The sequence below is a fragment of the Saccharopolyspora pogona genome (genome assembly GCF_014697215.1).
Lineage (GTDB): Bacteria > Actinomycetota > Actinomycetes > Mycobacteriales > Pseudonocardiaceae > Saccharopolyspora > Saccharopolyspora hattusasensis.
On the sequence record NZ_CP031142.1, the window covers coordinates 6,092,142 to 6,107,350 of the forward strand.

At 69.5% G+C, this 15,209-nt stretch carries 13 protein-coding genes and 2 pseudogenes; 1 reads left to right on the forward strand and 14 read right to left on the reverse strand.

All coding sequences use genetic code 11. The annotated features are described in order from the left end of the window. Window positions 1–9: 9 nt before the first annotated feature. From DL519_RS28235 to DL519_RS28250, 4 genes are all read right to left on the reverse strand, one after another. Window positions 10–909: a Rossmann-like and DUF2520 domain-containing protein gene (locus DL519_RS28235; RefSeq protein ID WP_190819251.1), complete on the reverse strand. Its 900-nt coding sequence runs from the start codon at window positions 907–909 to the stop codon at window positions 10–12. Window positions 910–1,096: 187 nt separating this feature from the next. Further along, entirely contained in the window at window positions 1,097–2,374 is a 1,278-nt protein-coding gene (locus DL519_RS28240) for a PrsW family intramembrane metalloprotease (RefSeq protein WP_190819253.1), read from the reverse strand. A gap of 50 nt (window positions 2,375–2,424) precedes the next feature. After that, window positions 2,425–3,228, reverse strand: a complete 804-nt coding sequence (locus DL519_RS28245; RefSeq protein WP_223840367.1) for a DUF6779 domain-containing protein — start codon at window positions 3,226–3,228, stop codon at window positions 2,425–2,427. Between the two features lie 173 nt (window positions 3,229–3,401). Beyond that, on the reverse strand, window positions 3,402–3,890 hold the full coding sequence (locus DL519_RS28250) for a DUF3180 domain-containing protein (protein ID WP_223839643.1): 489 nt from the start codon (window positions 3,888–3,890) through the stop codon (window positions 3,402–3,404). A 91-nt stretch (window positions 3,891–3,981) separates the two neighbouring features. Here DL519_RS28250 and DL519_RS28255 point away from each other — a divergent pair, with 91 nt between their 5' ends. After that, window positions 3,982–4,917, forward strand: coding sequence for a MerR family transcriptional regulator (locus DL519_RS28255; RefSeq protein WP_190819257.1), 936 nt, complete (start codon window positions 3,982–3,984; stop codon window positions 4,915–4,917). Window positions 4,918–5,015: 98 nt separating this feature from the next. On the opposite strand, the gene folK is transcribed toward DL519_RS28255, so the two are convergent. The 10 genes and pseudogenes from folK to DL519_RS28305 form a co-directional block, all read right to left on the reverse strand. After that, the gene (folK, locus tag DL519_RS28260) at window positions 5,016–5,510 is read right to left on the reverse strand and encodes a 2-amino-4-hydroxy-6-hydroxymethyldihydropteridine diphosphokinase (protein WP_190819259.1); all 495 of its coding nucleotides are present in this window, start codon (window positions 5,508–5,510) and stop codon (window positions 5,016–5,018) included. Between the two features lie 119 nt (window positions 5,511–5,629). Further along, window positions 5,630–6,019 (reverse strand): dihydroneopterin aldolase, encoded by a 390-nt coding sequence (gene folB, locus DL519_RS28265; RefSeq protein WP_190819261.1) that lies wholly within the window; start codon window positions 6,017–6,019, stop codon window positions 5,630–5,632. Then, complete coding sequence (gene folP / locus DL519_RS28270; protein ID WP_190819263.1) at window positions 6,012–6,863, reverse strand: dihydropteroate synthase; 852 nt, start codon at window positions 6,861–6,863, stop codon at window positions 6,012–6,014. The genes folB and folP overlap by 8 nt, the downstream gene beginning before the upstream one ends. Continuing rightward, a pseudogene (folE, locus tag DL519_RS28275) lies at window positions 6,860–7,201 on the reverse strand (GTP cyclohydrolase I); the annotation flags it as partial. The pseudogene folE and the gene folP, both read right to left, overlap by 4 nt. Before the next feature lie 972 nt (window positions 7,202–8,173). Beyond that, window positions 8,174–8,449 (reverse strand): annotated as a pseudogene (locus DL519_RS28280) (GTP cyclohydrolase I); the annotation flags it as partial. Between the two features lie 79 nt (window positions 8,450–8,528). Next, window positions 8,529–10,907, reverse strand: coding sequence for an ATP-dependent zinc metalloprotease FtsH (ftsH, locus tag DL519_RS28285; protein ID WP_190819265.1), 2,379 nt, complete (start codon window positions 10,905–10,907; stop codon window positions 8,529–8,531). 227 nt (window positions 10,908–11,134) lie between these two features. Further along, a complete protein-coding gene (gene hpt / locus DL519_RS28290; protein WP_190824265.1) occupies window positions 11,135–11,689 on the reverse strand; it encodes a hypoxanthine phosphoribosyltransferase in 555 nt (184 codons plus the stop codon). 88 nt (window positions 11,690–11,777) lie between these two features. Beyond that, window positions 11,778–12,785: a tRNA lysidine(34) synthetase TilS gene (gene tilS / locus DL519_RS28295; RefSeq protein ID WP_190819267.1), complete on the reverse strand. Its 1,008-nt coding sequence runs from the start codon at window positions 12,783–12,785 to the stop codon at window positions 11,778–11,780. 127 nt (window positions 12,786–12,912) lie between these two features. Beyond that, window positions 12,913–13,749 carry a transposase family protein gene (locus DL519_RS28300; protein WP_190819269.1) on the reverse strand — a complete coding sequence of 279 codons (837 nt, stop codon included), beginning with the start codon at window positions 13,747–13,749 and terminating at the stop codon, window positions 12,913–12,915. A gap of 181 nt (window positions 13,750–13,930) precedes the next feature. Further along, window positions 13,931–15,055 carry a zinc-dependent metalloprotease gene (locus tag DL519_RS28305; RefSeq protein ID WP_190819271.1) on the reverse strand — a complete coding sequence of 375 codons (1,125 nt, stop codon included), beginning with the start codon at window positions 15,053–15,055 and terminating at the stop codon, window positions 13,931–13,933. Window positions 15,056–15,209 lie beyond the last annotated feature (154 nt).

A 15,209-nucleotide genomic window follows, 5' to 3' on the forward strand; every position in this document is an offset into this window, starting at 1 on the left:
CTGCAATGCTCACGCGGGCTCCTCGTCCAGCGCTGCGCGGACCGCGGCGGCCCCGTCCGCACGCAGGATCCCGGCCTGCTCGGCTCGCTCCGCGGTCCGCTTCGCCAGCTCGCGGTAGCTGGCCACGGTTTCGGGGTTCTCCCCGCTCAGTGCGGCCAGGTGCGCGCGGACCGTGCCGACGTCGCCGCGCATCACCGGACCGGTGATGGCGCGGTCTCCGAGGCGCAGCGCGTTGTCCAGCGAGGCGGACAGGATCGGTGCCATGACCCGGTCGGGGATTTCGATGCCCGCGCCGCGCAGCAGCTCGGCGCACTCGTTGACCAGGGTGATCAGGTGGTTGGCGCCGTGGGTGAGCGCGGCATGGTAGAGGCGGCGGGACTCCTCCGGCACCCGCACCGGCTCCATCCCGAGCTCCAGCGCCAGCGCCTCCGCGACGTGCCAACCCGCGTCGTCCACACCGGACGCCGTGACGGCCATGCAGGCGTTGGCGAGGCGTTCGACGTCTTCCGGGCGGCCGGTGAAGGTCATGGCTGGGTGCAGCGCCACGGTCAGCACGCCGACGTCGGCGGCCGGGGCGAGGACGCCCACGCCGTGCGCGCCGCAGGTGTGCGCGAGGATCTGCCCGGCGCGCAGGGATCCGGTGGCGACCAGACCGCGGACCAGCCCGGCGATCGCGTCGTCCGGCACCGCCAGCAGCACCAGGTCGGCCTGCAGGGCCACCTCGTCGGGCGGCAGCACGGCGACCCCGGGGAGCAGTTCCTCGGCCCGGCGCAGCGATGCCTCGGAGACCGCGGAGACCGCGACGACCTGGTGACCCGCGCGTTGCAGCGCCGCACCCAGGACGGCACCGACCCGGCCGGCCGAGATGACTCCGACCCGCAGCCGAGGGCCCGTGCGACCAGCAGCCATTACCACCTAGTCCTCCCCTACCGTTCCAGTCCCAACCACCGGGTACCAGACAGCAGCGCGAGACTAGCCCGCCGATCCCGCCGCCGTGCCCCCCAGGTGGCGAGAACCACGCAATCCAGGTCCTGACGCGCCCCTGGGCCCGCGATTTCAATGGAAATCGAAGGTCCGATTTCCATTGAAATCGCGGTCAGTCCCGGGAGCGTTGGATCGGCGGCCTCGGGTTCCTGGGGCCTGGCGGGCGCCGGAGGTTGTGCTGGGTCAGCTCCGTGAGCTTGATGCGGGCCGTCTGGATCGCATGCTGCGTGCCCGCCGCCGACCGCCGCGCCTGCTTCAGGTCCTCGATCAGCTTCTCGCGACGAGCCCGGCGCGCCGCGCTGGTGGTCTGCCCCTGCGCGGCCCGATGCTGCAGGAACGCCAGCTCGGTGACCGCGATCTGGTAGTCCCGCACCGCCTTCGCCGCCTCGTTCCCGGCGCTGCGCCGCACCTTGCGCAGCCAGCCGCGCCGACCCGCGAGCGTCGCGAGCATCTCCATCTCGCTGCGCACGATCAGCCCGGCCCGCTCCAGCACCGGCAGCTGCTGGATGACGATCCGCTGCTCCCGCTTGCGCTGCCACACCACCAGCCAGAAGGTGCCCAGGAAGATCGGCACCATGATCAGGAAGTAGACGTTCAGGAACTCCGTGCCGCCGAGCAGCGTCGACGTGTTCCACACCGCGTGCAGCAGCACCGCGCCGGCGAACCCGCCCAGCAGGTACAGCAGCCGCAGCCGCTTGCTGTCGGTCCGCGAGGCCAACCCGACGCCGATGCCGAACATCGAGCTGAACAGCGGGTGCGAGAACGGCGCGAGCACCCCGCGCAGGATGAACACCGCCACGACACCGCCGCCTACGCTACCCAGCCCGCCGGCGGCGAAAGCCTTGCCGAAGTACAGGATGTTCTCGGTGAAGGCGAAGCCCGCCGCGGTCAGCGACGCGTAGACGATGCCGTCGACCAGCCCGTTGAACTCCGACCGGCGGCGGAACCACAGCGCCACGACGAACAGCGCCTTCGCCGCCTCCTCCACCAGCGGACCCGCCACCGCCGTGAGGAAGAACCGGTTGTCCGGGCCGAACAGGACGTTGCCGAGGTCGGTGATGGCGTCGTTGAGCAGCAGCGAACACGCGGTCGCCCCGCCGGCGCCCCACAGGAACGCGCCGAGCAGCAGCATCGGCGGTTCCGGCTCCCAGCGGTCGATCCAGATGATCGCGGCGAACACCACGCCCACCGGCAGCAGGGCGGCCACCGCCCCGACCAGCGCCGGCGCCACCCCGACCTTCGAGGTGGTGACGCCGACCATCACCAACCCACAGATTCCGAGCACGATCAGGCCGGCGACGGGCCATCCGACGGCGTGGTGCTTGCGGCTCTGGAGCCTGCGCGCGCCGGACAGATCGGCGGGCTGTCTCTGGAGATCAGGACTCGACACGGACAAAACCCTAGATAACGGCTCGGACCGGTGCCCGGATAGTCACCTTCTCAGGCACGTCGGCGGCGTCGGCGTTGCGCATCGGAGGTACCCCCGTACGCGGCTAGCAAGTCGTTCACCGAGGTCCCCTCGGCGTGCGCGCCCGCCGGATCGGGCTCCGGCGGCGGGGCGACCGGTTCGGGCTTGGCCTTCGACGGCGCCGACGGATCGGCGCGACGTGGCGCCTCCGCGCGCTCGTAGTACGCCTTGTCCGGGCGCTTGGCCGCGGCGGGGTGGGCCGGCTGCGGCTTGGGCCGCTGCCGCTGCTTGGGCCGCCGCTCCGGCTGCTCCCCGGACAACCTGGTGATCAGCTCGGTGTTGGGCTGGGCACCGTTGGAAGGGGTTGGTGCGGCGGGAAGTTCGCGCGCCGGCGGCGGGACGAGCTGGCCCTCCACCTTGCCGCGCTCGGGCAACGAGCGGACCCGGGTGGATTCGGCGCGCAGCGCGACCCGCTCGAACAGCACGTCGCCGCCGAGCACCTTCTCCAGGCTCTCGCGCAGTCGGCGCAGCTCCGCCTGCAGCGCCTGCATCTCGCTCTCGGACTCCTCGGCGGCCTTGCGCCGCGCCTCGGCCTCGGCCTCCAGCTCGAACTCCCTGCGGGCCGCGATCTCCCGCTCCAGTTCGAGCTCGTAGATGCGCTGGCTGTCCGCCGCATGCTGCTCGCCCTCCACCATGCGGTTGCGCAACTTGGCGACCGCGAAGGCGCCGATCAGCGCCGACCACAGTGCGGCGACGAGCCCGAGGCGCAGCAGGCGGGCGTCGTTGGTGAGCACGAGGACCGCCGTGGCGGCCGCGGCGAGCACTAGCACGAGCACCCACAAGGCTGTCGATCGCCCCCTGCGGGATCCGGATTCGGTGCTGCCGCGTTCGGACATAGCCACCACGGTACCGGGCGGTTATCAGTTCGAGATCTCAAGGGAAGAGACCGGTCTCCACTTTGGCCGGTGTGGCGCAGCGCACCGCCGACCGAACGGCCGAACGACTCGGCTCATTCCTCGTCGTCGTAAGGCTCTTCCGGCTCGTCCGGATTGCGCAGGCAGCTCTCCAGCCAGAGCCCGGCCGCGATCAACGCGCCCGCGCTGATCGCCCCGATCACCGCGGCGAAGGTGTCCGCCCGGGCGACCTCGACGGTGCCGAGCCGCGGCAGCAGGAAGGCGATCAGCCCCACCCACGCACCGGCCATGATCGCGCCAGCCAGCGACGACGCCTTGGCCAACGCGACCGCGCGCGCGGCGGTCAGCCCGTCGACCGGTTCGGTGCCCGGCTTGCGCTTGACCCGCGGCCGCATGTTCAACGCCAGGAGCAGGTCGATGAGCGCGATCACCAGCAGCGTCGCCCCGGCCAGCAGCGGCAGCGGCGGCAGCTCTCCGTACACCAGCGTGGAGAGCAGGTAGACCACGACGGCCGCGGCCAAGCCGCCCACGATGAGCTGCCGGGGCTTGGTGAAGGTCAGGTGCTCTGCGTGTCGCGGTGCCACGGTCCCAGCATGGCACCTCACCCCACCCGGACCATCCGCGGGCGAAAATGCCCTTGAGTCTCCACCGACTGGAGGGTCGAAGGTGAATCCCGTGGACGACACCGTGCTCTACACGATCGGCGAGCTGGCCCGGCGAACCGGGCTGAGCGTTAAGACGATCCGGTTCTACTCCGACAGCGGCGTGGTGCCGCCCACCGACCGAACCGCAGCCGGCTACCGGCGCTACGACGTGACGGCCATCAGCCGGCTGGAACTGGTGCGCACCCTGCGCGAGCTGGGCGCCGGGCTGGACGAGGTGCAACGGTTCCTCGCCAACGAGACCACGCTCTCGAACCTGGCCAAGACGCACCTGGAGCTGCTGGAGGAGCAGATCCGCATGCTGCAGACCCGGCGGGCGGTGCTGCGGGCGGTCGTGAAGCTCGACCGATCGACCGAGGAGGTACGACTCATGCACAAGCTGGCGCAGATGTCCGACGAAGGGCGCAACCGGCTGATCGACGAGTTCTGGGACGAGGTCAGCGCGGACGACCTCAACATCACCCCGGGATTCACCGAATGGTTGCGCCAGGCCAAACCGAACCTGCCCGCCGACCCGACGGCCGAGCAGCTGGAGGCCTGGATCGAGCTGGCCGAACTGGTGCGGGAACCCGGCTTCCGGCGCGCCGTCCGGGCGCTGTACCAGGAGCACTCCGACCGCCGCGACGCCGGCGAAACGCTGGTGGCGGACCAGGAAGAAGCGCAGAAGTGGTGGGCGGTCACCGACGAGGCGCGGGTGCTCGTCGAGTCGGGAACGTCACCGGAGGGCGCCGAGGCGCAGGCCCTGGCCAAGCGGATGATGGCGCTGTGGGGCCGGGCCGACACCGCGGAGTCCCGCCGCGAGCTCGCGGAGGACTACGAGAACCGCACCGACGAGCGGATGTCGCGCTACTGGGAACTGCTGGCGACCATCAACAACTGGCCGAAGCACCCGGTCACGGCGGCCACCACCCGATGGCTGGCCGCCGCCCTCCGCGCGTCGAACGATTAAGCGGCGCATCACCCGGGCCGGGCGCAATTTCTCGCGAAATCACGCCCGGCCCGGGTGATGCGCAAATCGCGCGCCACCAGAAATTCCTCAGTGGACGATCAGCGAAGCGCCAGGTCCGCGCGGAGGTGGACGTCGTCGACCTCGTTGCGGGGCAAGGCTTCCAGGAGGTCCTCGACGCGGCCGTGGCCGGGCAGTTCGGCGTTCGGGTCGATCGCCAGCCACGGGATCAGCACGGTGGCGCGGCTCGGCGTGCCGGGGTGCGGCAGCAGCAGCTCGGGGTCCTCGCTGCGGACACCGTCCACAGTGACCACATCGACGTCCAAAGTCCTAGGGCCCCAACGCTGTTCGCGGCGGCGTTCCGCCTGCTGCTCCAGCGCCTGGCCCCGGCGCAACCAGCCCCACTCGTCGAGTCCCGGTGATTCCACGATGAGCACCGCGTTGAGGAAGTCCGGCTGGTCGGTGACCCCCCACGGCGCCGTCTCGTACACCGGGGACACCGCGACCAGCACGTCCGAGACGCCTTCGACGGCGAGCCGGAGGTACGCCAGCCTGTCCCCGAGGTTCGACCCGAGCGAAAGCACCGCCCTGCTCATCGCAGCCTCCCGAAATCGCACGGCCCGCGAAGGGCACCCTTTGCTGAAAAGACCCGTGAGTGCTTTTCGGCGCTATAGCACCCAAAAGCACTCACGGAACCTGAACTCGACGGCACGGCTCACGCCGGGACGACGTTGCCGCGGCCGCCGCGGCGGGAGCGACGGATGGTCACCGCCACGTCCGCGAAGGTCAACGGGATCGGCGCGCTCGGCTTGTGGATGGTGACCTCGACGGCGTGCACCCGCTCGTCGGACATGACGTCGTCCGCGATCTCACCGGCCACCGCCTCGATCAGGTCCTTCGGCGGCCCGGCGACGATCGCCGCGGCCCGCTCGGCCAGCTCGCCGTAGTGCAGCGTCTTCGCCAGGTCGTCGCTCGTGGCAGCGTCCCCGAGGTCGATCCAAACCGTGATGTCGACGAAGAAGTCCTGCCCGTCGCGCTTCTCGTAGTCGAAGACGCCGTGGTTGCCGCGCACCTTCAGGCCGGTCAACGTGATCCGGTCAGCCACCGAATTCTCCTCCGTTGCGCCACGCGGCGGTCACCGCGACCGCGTCCAAGGATTGCCGGACGTCGTGCACCCGCACGCCCCAGGCCCCGCGATCCGCCGCCAGCGCCGACGCCACGGCGGTCGCCGTCTCCCGCCCGGCGGGCGGTCGCGGCTTGCCGTCGGCGTCGGCCAGCAGCCGCCCGAGGAACCGCTTGCGCGAGGCCCCGACCAGCACCGGGAAACCCAGGTCCACGAAGACGTCGAGCCGCTGCAGCAGCTGCCAGTCGTGCGACCCGCTCTTGGCGAACCCGAGCCCCGGGTCCAGCACGATCGCGTCCTCGGCCACGCCGGCGGTCAGCGCCGTGTCGACCTGCTGCAGCAGCTCATCGCGCACCTCCGCGACGACGTCCTGGTACACCGCGAGGCTGTTCATGTCCTTGCTGTGGCCGCGCCAGTGCATCAGCACCCACGGCAGCCCGGTGTCCGCCGCGACGTGCACCATGTCCGGGTCGGCCAAGCCGCCCGAGATGTCGTTGATCATCGCCGCGCCGGCCTCTGCGGTCACCGCCGCGACCTTGGCGCGGGTGGTGTCCACGCTCACCGGAACACCGGCGGCGACCAGCTCGCGCACAACCGGCAGCACGCGCTCGATCTCGGTGGCGGCGTCGACGCGTTCCGAGCCGGGCCGGGTCGACTCACCGCCCACGTCGATGATGTCCGCGCCCAGCCGGTGCATCTCGATGCCGTGCGCGACGGCCGCGGCCCGGTCCAGGTAGCGCCCGCCGTCGGAGAACGAATCCGGGGTCACGTTGAGCACGCCCATCACCGCGCACCGCGGCGGGTGCGGCAACAGCGAATGCATCATCGACCCCTGATCAGCGACAACGCCTCGGAGCGCGAGGAAGCCGAGCTGCGGAACTGACCGCGCACCGCGGAGGTCGTGGTCGTCGAACCGGCCTTGCGAACCCCGCGCATGCCCATGCACAGGTGCTCGGCGTCGATCACCACGATCACCCCGCGAGGCTCCAACCGGCGCACCAGCGCATTGGCGACCTGCGAGGTCAACCGCTCCTGCACCTGCGGGCGCTTGGCGTAGAGATCGACGAGCCTGGCCAGCTTGGACAGCCCGGTCACCCGGCCCAGTTCATTAGGAATATATCCAACGTGAGCAACTCCATGAAATGGCAAAAGATGATGCTCACAATTGTGAGTCAAATGTCCATTAATTAGAAACGTCGGATGCGGATCGCATTTATAACTATAAACCGTGTACGGCTTCGCACCGGTTGCCTCCAGGTGCCGGACCGACTCGACCTTGACCCACTGCGACTCGATCAGGTCGGTCCGATGCGATTCCTGGCTGAAGCCGTGTCGCAAGAACCAGTCATCGGCGATCCACAGCCGGGAGATCGTCGCGGGGGTCTTCGACGTGAACCGTGCGCCGATCATCTGGGCAACGTCTTCCAGGAAGCCAGCGTTCATGCTTGCGATCGTCTGACCGCGACTGGTCTTGGACCGGAACCCGTCCCCGTCGACATAGGCATCTAGGAAACCGTGGAACGTGATCTCGTTCGACATCACGACTCGCGGGAACCGCTGCCGCTGATGGTGCGCGTCCCCTCCGACGTACTGGCGCACCAGGTCCGCCAGGTAGGAAGAAACGACTCGCACGCGGAAGCCTTCGACCTGGCGTTGCAGGTGACCGGACGGCCGTTCGATCTCCTCGATCTCGGCATCGACGCCGAAGGCCTGGTCGAGCGCGTAGGCGAACTTCTTCGCGAAGTCGCGATCGTTCACCACCAACGATACGTACCTGTCGCCGACCGTGCCGTCCGAGCAAAGGGCTCCCAGCGCGTAACCGAATTCGTAACCGGTTTTCGGCTGCCAGCGCTGGCGACACAGCTTCTGCTGCGGCGTCCACTCGATGTAAGTACCGGCCACATCCTTGGCTTCCTGCCATCCCTGCGGCGTTGCCAGCGGATGGTCAGGAGTGACCTGGAATCGGCCCTTCTCTGTGACGACCTCGACGAGTTCGCGCTTCTGGTGCGAACTGACCTCGACGACCTCGGTCTGCTCTACCTTGCCGTCGACGAGGGTCCAGAAACGATCCCCGATCCGGACATCCCGAGCGGGCTTCGCACCATCAACCAGGTTGACGGTCTGGTTGCTCGGCACGCACTGGGAGTACACCGGGATGTCGCGAACCAGGACGAGTTCCTCGTGGGCCTCGTCGAAGGTCTTGTCCAGGACCTCGTCGGGGTTCGTGTACAGCCCCGCGAACAGCTCGCGGTAGGCGCGGGCGACGCGGGCCGGGGTGTCGCGCAGGCCCTCCCGGTCCGGGTCCTCACCGGCCGCGAGCAGCAGCTCCCGGACGGCCGCCTCGGCGCGGGCCTGGTCGAACTGGGGAATGTGGAAAGAGCCGTCGGGACGGGAGTCGCCCCCCGCCCCGATCGGCTCGTCGACCGTGCTGGTCAATTTGTCTTTCCTCCACCGGCTGAGGCGCCCGGAGGCGCCGAGTGCACCGGAGTGATCAGCGGCTGGAGTTGCCGCTGTCGTTGTCCTGAGCCGAGTCCTGGCTCGTCTCAGGGTCGGGCCGCGGGGCTTCCTCCGCCTTCGGCTCGCCCTGCTGCGCTGCCGGGTGCTCGGCCGGAGCCTGCTGCCCGCGCTCCCAGGACGGGGTCCAGTTGTACTGGCCGCCGCCCCCACCGGGGTAGCTCGAACCGGACGGGTTGGTCGCCGGGGTCCACCCGGGCGGCGCGCCGTAGTTCGGCGGAACCGCCTGCGGCACCTGGCCGTGCTGGCCTGACTGCTGCTGCCCCTGGTTCGGGTTCTGGAACTGCACCGTGCCCTGGTGCGCACCCGCACCCGCACCGGCACCGGCCGGGGTCGGCTGCTCGTGGTGCGGCGGAGCACCGTTCTGGTTGCCCGCTGCACCCGCCGGGGACGGCGTCGGAGTCGGCTCCTCCTTGACCGGGGGCCACGGCTCGCCGCGCTCCTTGGCCAGCTCGCCGGGGGTCTTGACCGGCGGCTTGTCCGACGGCGTGCGACCGGCGAAGTCGTTGAACGCGGTGATCCGGGGGCGCTTCTGCACTCGGGCGAAGATGCGCTCCAGGTCCTTGCGGACCAGCGTCTCCTTGTCGATGAGCTCCAGCACGAGGTCGTCGAGCACGTCGCGGTAGGTGTTGAGCACCTCCCACGCCTCGGTGTGCGCGGCCTCGATCAGCCGGCGCACCTCCTCGTCGATCTCGTGCGCGACCTCCAGCGAGTAGTTCGGCTGCTGACCGGCGGTGCGGCCGAGGAAGGGGTCGCCCTCTTCCTTGCCGTACTTGACCGCGCCCAGCCGGGCGGTCATGCCGTACTCGGTGACCATCGCGCGGGCGATCTTGGTGGCCTGCTCGATGTCGCTGGACGCACCCGTGGTCGGCTCGTGGAAGACCAGCTCCTCGGCGGAGCGGCCACCGAGCGCGAACACCAGGCGGGCGATCATCTCCGAGCGGGTCATCATGTCCTTGTCGTCCTCGGGGACGACGAGGGCGTGCCCGCCGGTGCGACCGCGCGGCAGGATCGTCAGCTTGTACACCGGCTCGAGGTCGGGCATCGCCCAGGCGGCCAGCGCGTGCCCACCCTCGTGGTAGGCGGTGATCTTCTTGTCCCGCTCCGAAATGATCTTGCTCTTCCGGCGCGGGCCGCCGATCACGCGGTCGACCGCTTCCTCCAGCGCGGCGGCCGTGATCAGCTGGCCGTTCTCCCGCGCGGTAAGCAGGGCGGCCTCGTTGACCACGTTCTCCAGGTCGGCACCGGAGAACCCGACGGTGCGCTTGGCCAGGCCGTCCAGGTCGGCGTCCTGCGCCAACGGCTTGCCCTTGGAGTGCACGTTCAGGATCGCGCGGCGACCGCGCAGGTCCGGCGCGGACACCGGGATCTGCCGGTCGAAGCGGCCCGGGCGCAGCAGCGCCGGGTCCAGGATGTCCGGCCGGTTCGTCGCGGCGATCAGGATGATGCCGCCGCGCGAGTCGAAGCCGTCCATCTCGACCAGCAGCTGGTTGAGAGTCTGCTCCCGCTCGTCGTGCCCACCGCCGAGGCCGGCACCGCGCTGGCGGCCGACCGCGTCGATCTCGTCGACGAAGACGATGCACGGCGCGTTCTGCTTGGCCTGTTCGAACAGGTCGCGGACGCGGGAGGCACCGACACCGACGAACATCTCGACGAAGTCGGAACCGGAGATCGAATAGAACGGCACGCCAGCCTCACCGGCGACGGCTCGGGCGAGCAGCGTCTTACCGGTGCCGGGCGGGCCGTAGAGCAGGACGCCCTTCGGGATCTTGGCACCGAGGGCCTGGTAGCGGCCGGGGTTCTGCAGGAAGTCCTTGATCTCGTGCAGTTCCTCGACGGCCTCGTCGGCACCCGCGACGTCCGAGAAAATCGTCTTGGGCATGTCCTTGGTGAGCTGCTTGGCCTTGGACTTGCCGAAGTTCAGGACGCGGTTGCCGCCGCCCTGGACGTTGTTCATCATCCACATCAGCAGCAGCACGAGCAGGCCGATCGGGACGAGGTAGAACAGCATCTGCACCCAGAACGAGTCCTGGGTGACCTTGGTGTTCCACGTCGGCACGTGCGCATTGCGGATCTCGGCGACCACCTGGTCGGTGGCACCGGCCGGGTACTGCGCGATCAGCTGTTCGCTGCCCTGGAAGCCTTGGCCGGGGTTGAGGGTCAGCCGAACCCGCTGCTCCTTGTCCTCGATGGTCGCTTCCTTGACCTTGCCCTGGGCGATCTGTTCCAGGGCCTGCGAGGTGGAGACCTCGCGGTAGGAGCGAGTCTCGTCAAAGAGCACGCTGAACGCGTAGATCAGCAGAAACGCTGTCAGGATCCACAGCAGCGGGTTGCGGAGCAGTCGCTTTCGGTCCATTCACTTGCGGCCGTCGGGCGGCCTCGACCCTCCCTGACTGTCACTTCGGGCAACGGCTGTTGGTAGACATACTTCGTCATCGCCGTCAACCCCTTCAGACCAGCGTACCGGCCGATGCGAGGGCACGACCATGCCGAGCTGACGCAGGACGCCCAGCGTACTCGGCCACCGGGGGCGCATTGGGGCGGGAGGGCCGAACCGGACACGCCTGCCCGGCCGCTCCCGGCTCACACGCCGGACGTGTAGACCTTCGGATCGAGCGTGCCGATGTAAGGCAGATCACGGTAGCGCTCGGCGTAGTCCAACCCGTACCCGACCACGAACTCGTTCGGGATGTCGAAGCCCACGTACTTCACCGGGACATCCACCTGCACCGCGTCGGGCTTGCGCAGCAGGGTGCACACCTCCAGCGAGGCGGGGTTGCGCGAGCTCAGGTTCTTCAACAGCCAGGACAGCGTTAGCCCGGAGTCGATGATGTCCTCGACGATCAGCACGTCCCGGTTGGCGATGTCCCGGTCGAGGTCCTTGAGGATGCGCACCACGCCGGACGAAGAGGTGGACGAGCCGTAGGAGCTGACCGCCATGAACTCCAGCTGGGCCGGCTGGGGCAGCGCCCGCGCGAAGTCGGTCATGAACATGACCGCGCCCTTGAGCACGCCGACCAGCAGCAGATCACCACCCGCGTCCTGGTAGTCCTCGTCGACCTGCTTTGCCAGCTCGGTGACCTTGTCGTTGATCTGCTGCTCGGTGATGAGCACAGAAGCGATGTCGCCGTCGTACACGGCCCGGCTTCCCCTCTTGTCGAATCGACGGGACACCGGTTCCCGGCGCTGGCTTCCCACCGCCCGAACCGAACGCCTCGGCGTCCCGTCAACCATTCGGCGGCTTGCGGCCCGCCGCTTCCACCAAAAGCGTGCCATGCGCCCGGCGCAGCACAAAGTCGCCTGGCAAGGCCGGTCCGCCTTGACCGCGCCAGTCGGACACCAACGCGTCCGCCGCGCGCAGGTGTTCGTCGGTGATCTCCGGGACCCCGCGCTCCAGCAACCACACCCGCAGCACCCGACGCCGCAGCGCGCCCGGAACTTCCTGCAATGCCACGGCATCGAGCACGTCGCCGGCCTCGACGCGACCACGCACCTCGGCGGCCAGCGAGTCCAGCGCGTCGGCGTCCTCGCGCAGCTGCCGAGCGGTGCGCGCGAGCGCCTCCCGCACCCCGCCCTGCAATGCATCTTCAAGCAGCGGAAGGACTTCTGTGCGCAACCGCACACGCGTGAAACGCGCATCGGAGTTGTGCGGATCCAGCCACGGCTTTAGGCCGAACGCCGCGCAGGCGGCCTCGGTCGTGGCCCGGCGGACACCCAGGAACGGGCGCGCCCACGGCGGATCCAACGGCCGCATCCCGGCGATCGACCGAGCCCCCGAACCCCGCCCGAGCCCGAGCAGCACGGTTTCGGCCTGGTCATCGAGGGTGTGTCCGAGCAGCACCAACGAACCCGGCGGGCGCTGCACGCGCAGCGCCGCGTAGCGCGCGCGACGGGCAGCAGCCTCCAGCCCACCGCCGCGCCCGACCTCGACCTCGATCACCCGGGCCGAGCACCCCAGCCCGCGGAGCTGCTCGGCGGCGCGGGCGGCGACGTCGGCGGAGCCGACCTGGAGCCCGTGGTCCACGACCAGACCATGCACCGCGACACCCTCGCGGCGAGCGACGTGCGAGGCGGCAGCGGCGAGCGCCAGCGAGTCCGCGCCACCGGAGCACGCGACCGTCAGCGGAGCGCCGCGGAACGGCACGGCCTCGGCGGAGCCGAGCAGGCGCCGGAGGGCGCCGCGAACGGCGCTGACGGCGGGATCGGGCGGCGGCACGCCGCCATTCTCCCGCATGCAATTTCAATGGAAACTGCGGATCGTCGGCGTGTCGAACCACGACACGCCGACGTCTGTGGACAACTTCCGCAATTTGAATGGAAATCGGACCCTCGATTTCCATTGAGGTGATCTCAGTAGGGGGTTATGCGAGTCGGCCGTGTTCGAATTGGGTGAGTACGAGTGCGGCTTTGACGATGGGGCCGATTTTGCGGGGGCTGGTGGTGAAGTGTCGTAGGGCGCGCCAACGGCCGGTGAGCAGGGCGAATCCACGTTCGCCGAGGGCGCGCAGGCCGCGCAGCAGTTTGTTGTAGGTCTGGTTGTCGACGTCGAGTGGGCGGCCTTTGCTGGTTTTGGGGTGTTTGATCGGGGTGAGGACCCCGGCTCCGGCACCCTGGTAGCCGCCGTCGGCCAGGGTGGGCAGGTCGAGCTGGGAGTAAGCCCAGTACAGGGCGCCGAGGACGTGGTTTTCAGCGGCGGTGATGTCGTGGACGGACCCGGGCTCGACGTCGGAGACCCACAGCGGGAACCCGTCCGGGTCCGTCAGTGCTTGGATGTTGCCGGCTTGTTCGCGGGTTTTCCCGGAGTACCACAGGTCGATCTCGGTGCCTTTGGTGCTGGTGGTCTTTTCGCCGAGACGGTCGGAGGAGAAGTTTTTGCCGTCCAGGATCAGATAGGCGTCGCCGTTGTCTTTGGCCCGTTGCAGGGCGTCGTGCAGATCCGGGGCCTGCGCGGCCAGCGCCTCGATGCCCTCGTCGACATACCGGTAGCCGGTCGCGCGGGCGACACCGTGATCGCGGGCCAGTGTGGTGGTGTCGGTGCGGTCGCGGAACCACCGCAGGACCAGCACAGCCTGCCAGAACGTGGTCAACGCCCGGCGCCCCTTGCGGGTCCCTTTCCGGCGGCGTTCACCGGCCAGCAGCTTGCTGAGGAAGAGCACCAGTTCACGGGGAACATCGAGTTTGGCAGAATACGTGACCACGTGGGGCCTTCCCTGGTCGAAGATCGTTTCTTGGTCGAACTTCTTCTACCAGGGACCCCACGTCCCACTCTCCCCAGGCCAGCCCTACCCGATCACACACCCATTCCGGCAGGCCGCCTTCAGCCACTTCTTACCGAGATCACCTCATTGAAATCGAAGTCGCCCTCCCGGCGGACCCGGGTCAGCCGTGGACCCGGCGGATCCAGGCTGCCGGGTCGCCGATCTCGGCGCGGGTCGGCAGGTGGTCCGGGGACGTCCAGATCGCGTTGAAGTCGGCCATCCCGATGGCGTCCACGACGTGCCGGGTGAACGCCGCGCCTTGCGCGTACTGGCGGATCTTCGCGTCCACCCCGAGCAGGCTGCGCAGCACTCGGTCGAGGAGGCCGCCGCCCTTCCGGCGCTCCGTGAAGCGCTGGCGGATGGTGGCCACGCTGGGCACCACCCGCGGACCCACCGCGTCCATCACGTGGTCGGCGTGGCCTTCCAGCAGCGTGGAGATGGCAATGATGCGGTCCAGCGCGGCCCGCTGGCTCGGCGTCTGCAGCAGCTCGATCACCCCGAGTATGCCCGGGCTGGAGTCGCTGCTGGAGCGGGCCGAGCGGGCTTCCCGCAGCACCGCGGGCAGCCTGGTCAGCAGCTCACCGGTCGTGCCCTCCATCTCCGCCAGCAGCGTGCCCAGGCTCTCCGCGAAGTGCTCGCGCAGCCACGGCACCGCGTTGAACTGCAGCCGGTGTGTCGACTCGTGCAGGCACACCCACATCCGGAAGTCGTCGCCGGGCACTCCGAGGGACTTCTGCGCCGCGACGATGTTCGGTGCCACCAGCAGCAACCGGCCTTGCTGCCCGGCGATGCCGGATTCGCCGTACGGGTCGAACTGGCCGAGCACCTTGCCGCCCAGGTAGGCGAGCACCACCCCGGCCTGCAGCCCCGCGCCGCGCGCGCTGATGCCGCCGAAGAGGTCGTTGCCCCGCAGCACCTGTGAGTCCGCTGTGGACAGTGCGGCGTCGGTGAGTTCGGCGAGGCCGTCCGCCGCGCCGCGCACCCAGGCGGGCCGGTCGACGACGTCCCCCTCGGCGATCGGCAGGTGTTGGCCCAGGCCGGTCAGCTCGCGGACGTGGGATTCGGCTTCGACGCTGAACTGCCGCAGCGAGCGCACCGCCTGCTCGGCTTCCGACCGGGGCACCTCCGGCCCCGGCTTCATCAGCCGGACCGCGGTGGCGACGGCGATGTTCCAGTCCAGCGCCCGATGCTCTCCGGTGGCGCCCCGGTCCGGGGACGGGGACAGGGTGGAAGGTCGGGCGTTCACACGACCGACCGTACCCCGCCCGCAGCCCCGCAGGTACCTCACTTTCGAGGCCGCACCTGCGCAGCCGCGCACCGTTTCCGCTGGTCAACGACCGTGAGTGGTTGTGGGCGCTATAGCACCCGAAAGCGCTCACGGCGCCTGACCTGCGGAAACA

Coding starts and splice junctions, on each gene's coding strand:
- folK (WP_190819259.1), bottom strand. CDS start 5,510: ATGAGCAGGGCGGTGCTTTCGCTCGGGTCGAACCTCGGGGACAGGCTG.
- folP (WP_190819263.1), bottom strand. CDS start 6,863: ATGATGCATTCGCTGTTGCCGCACCCGCCGCGGTGCGCGGTGATGGGC.
- ftsH (WP_190819265.1), bottom strand. CDS start 10,907: ATGGACCGAAAGCGACTGCTCCGCAACCCGCTGCTGTGGATCCTGACA.
- DL519_RS28235 (WP_190819251.1), bottom strand. CDS start 909: ATGGCTGCTGGTCGCACGGGCCCTCGGCTGCGGGTCGGAGTCATCTCG.
- tilS (WP_190819267.1), bottom strand. CDS start 12,785: ATGCGGGAGAATGGCGGCGTGCCGCCGCCCGATCCCGCCGTCAGCGCC.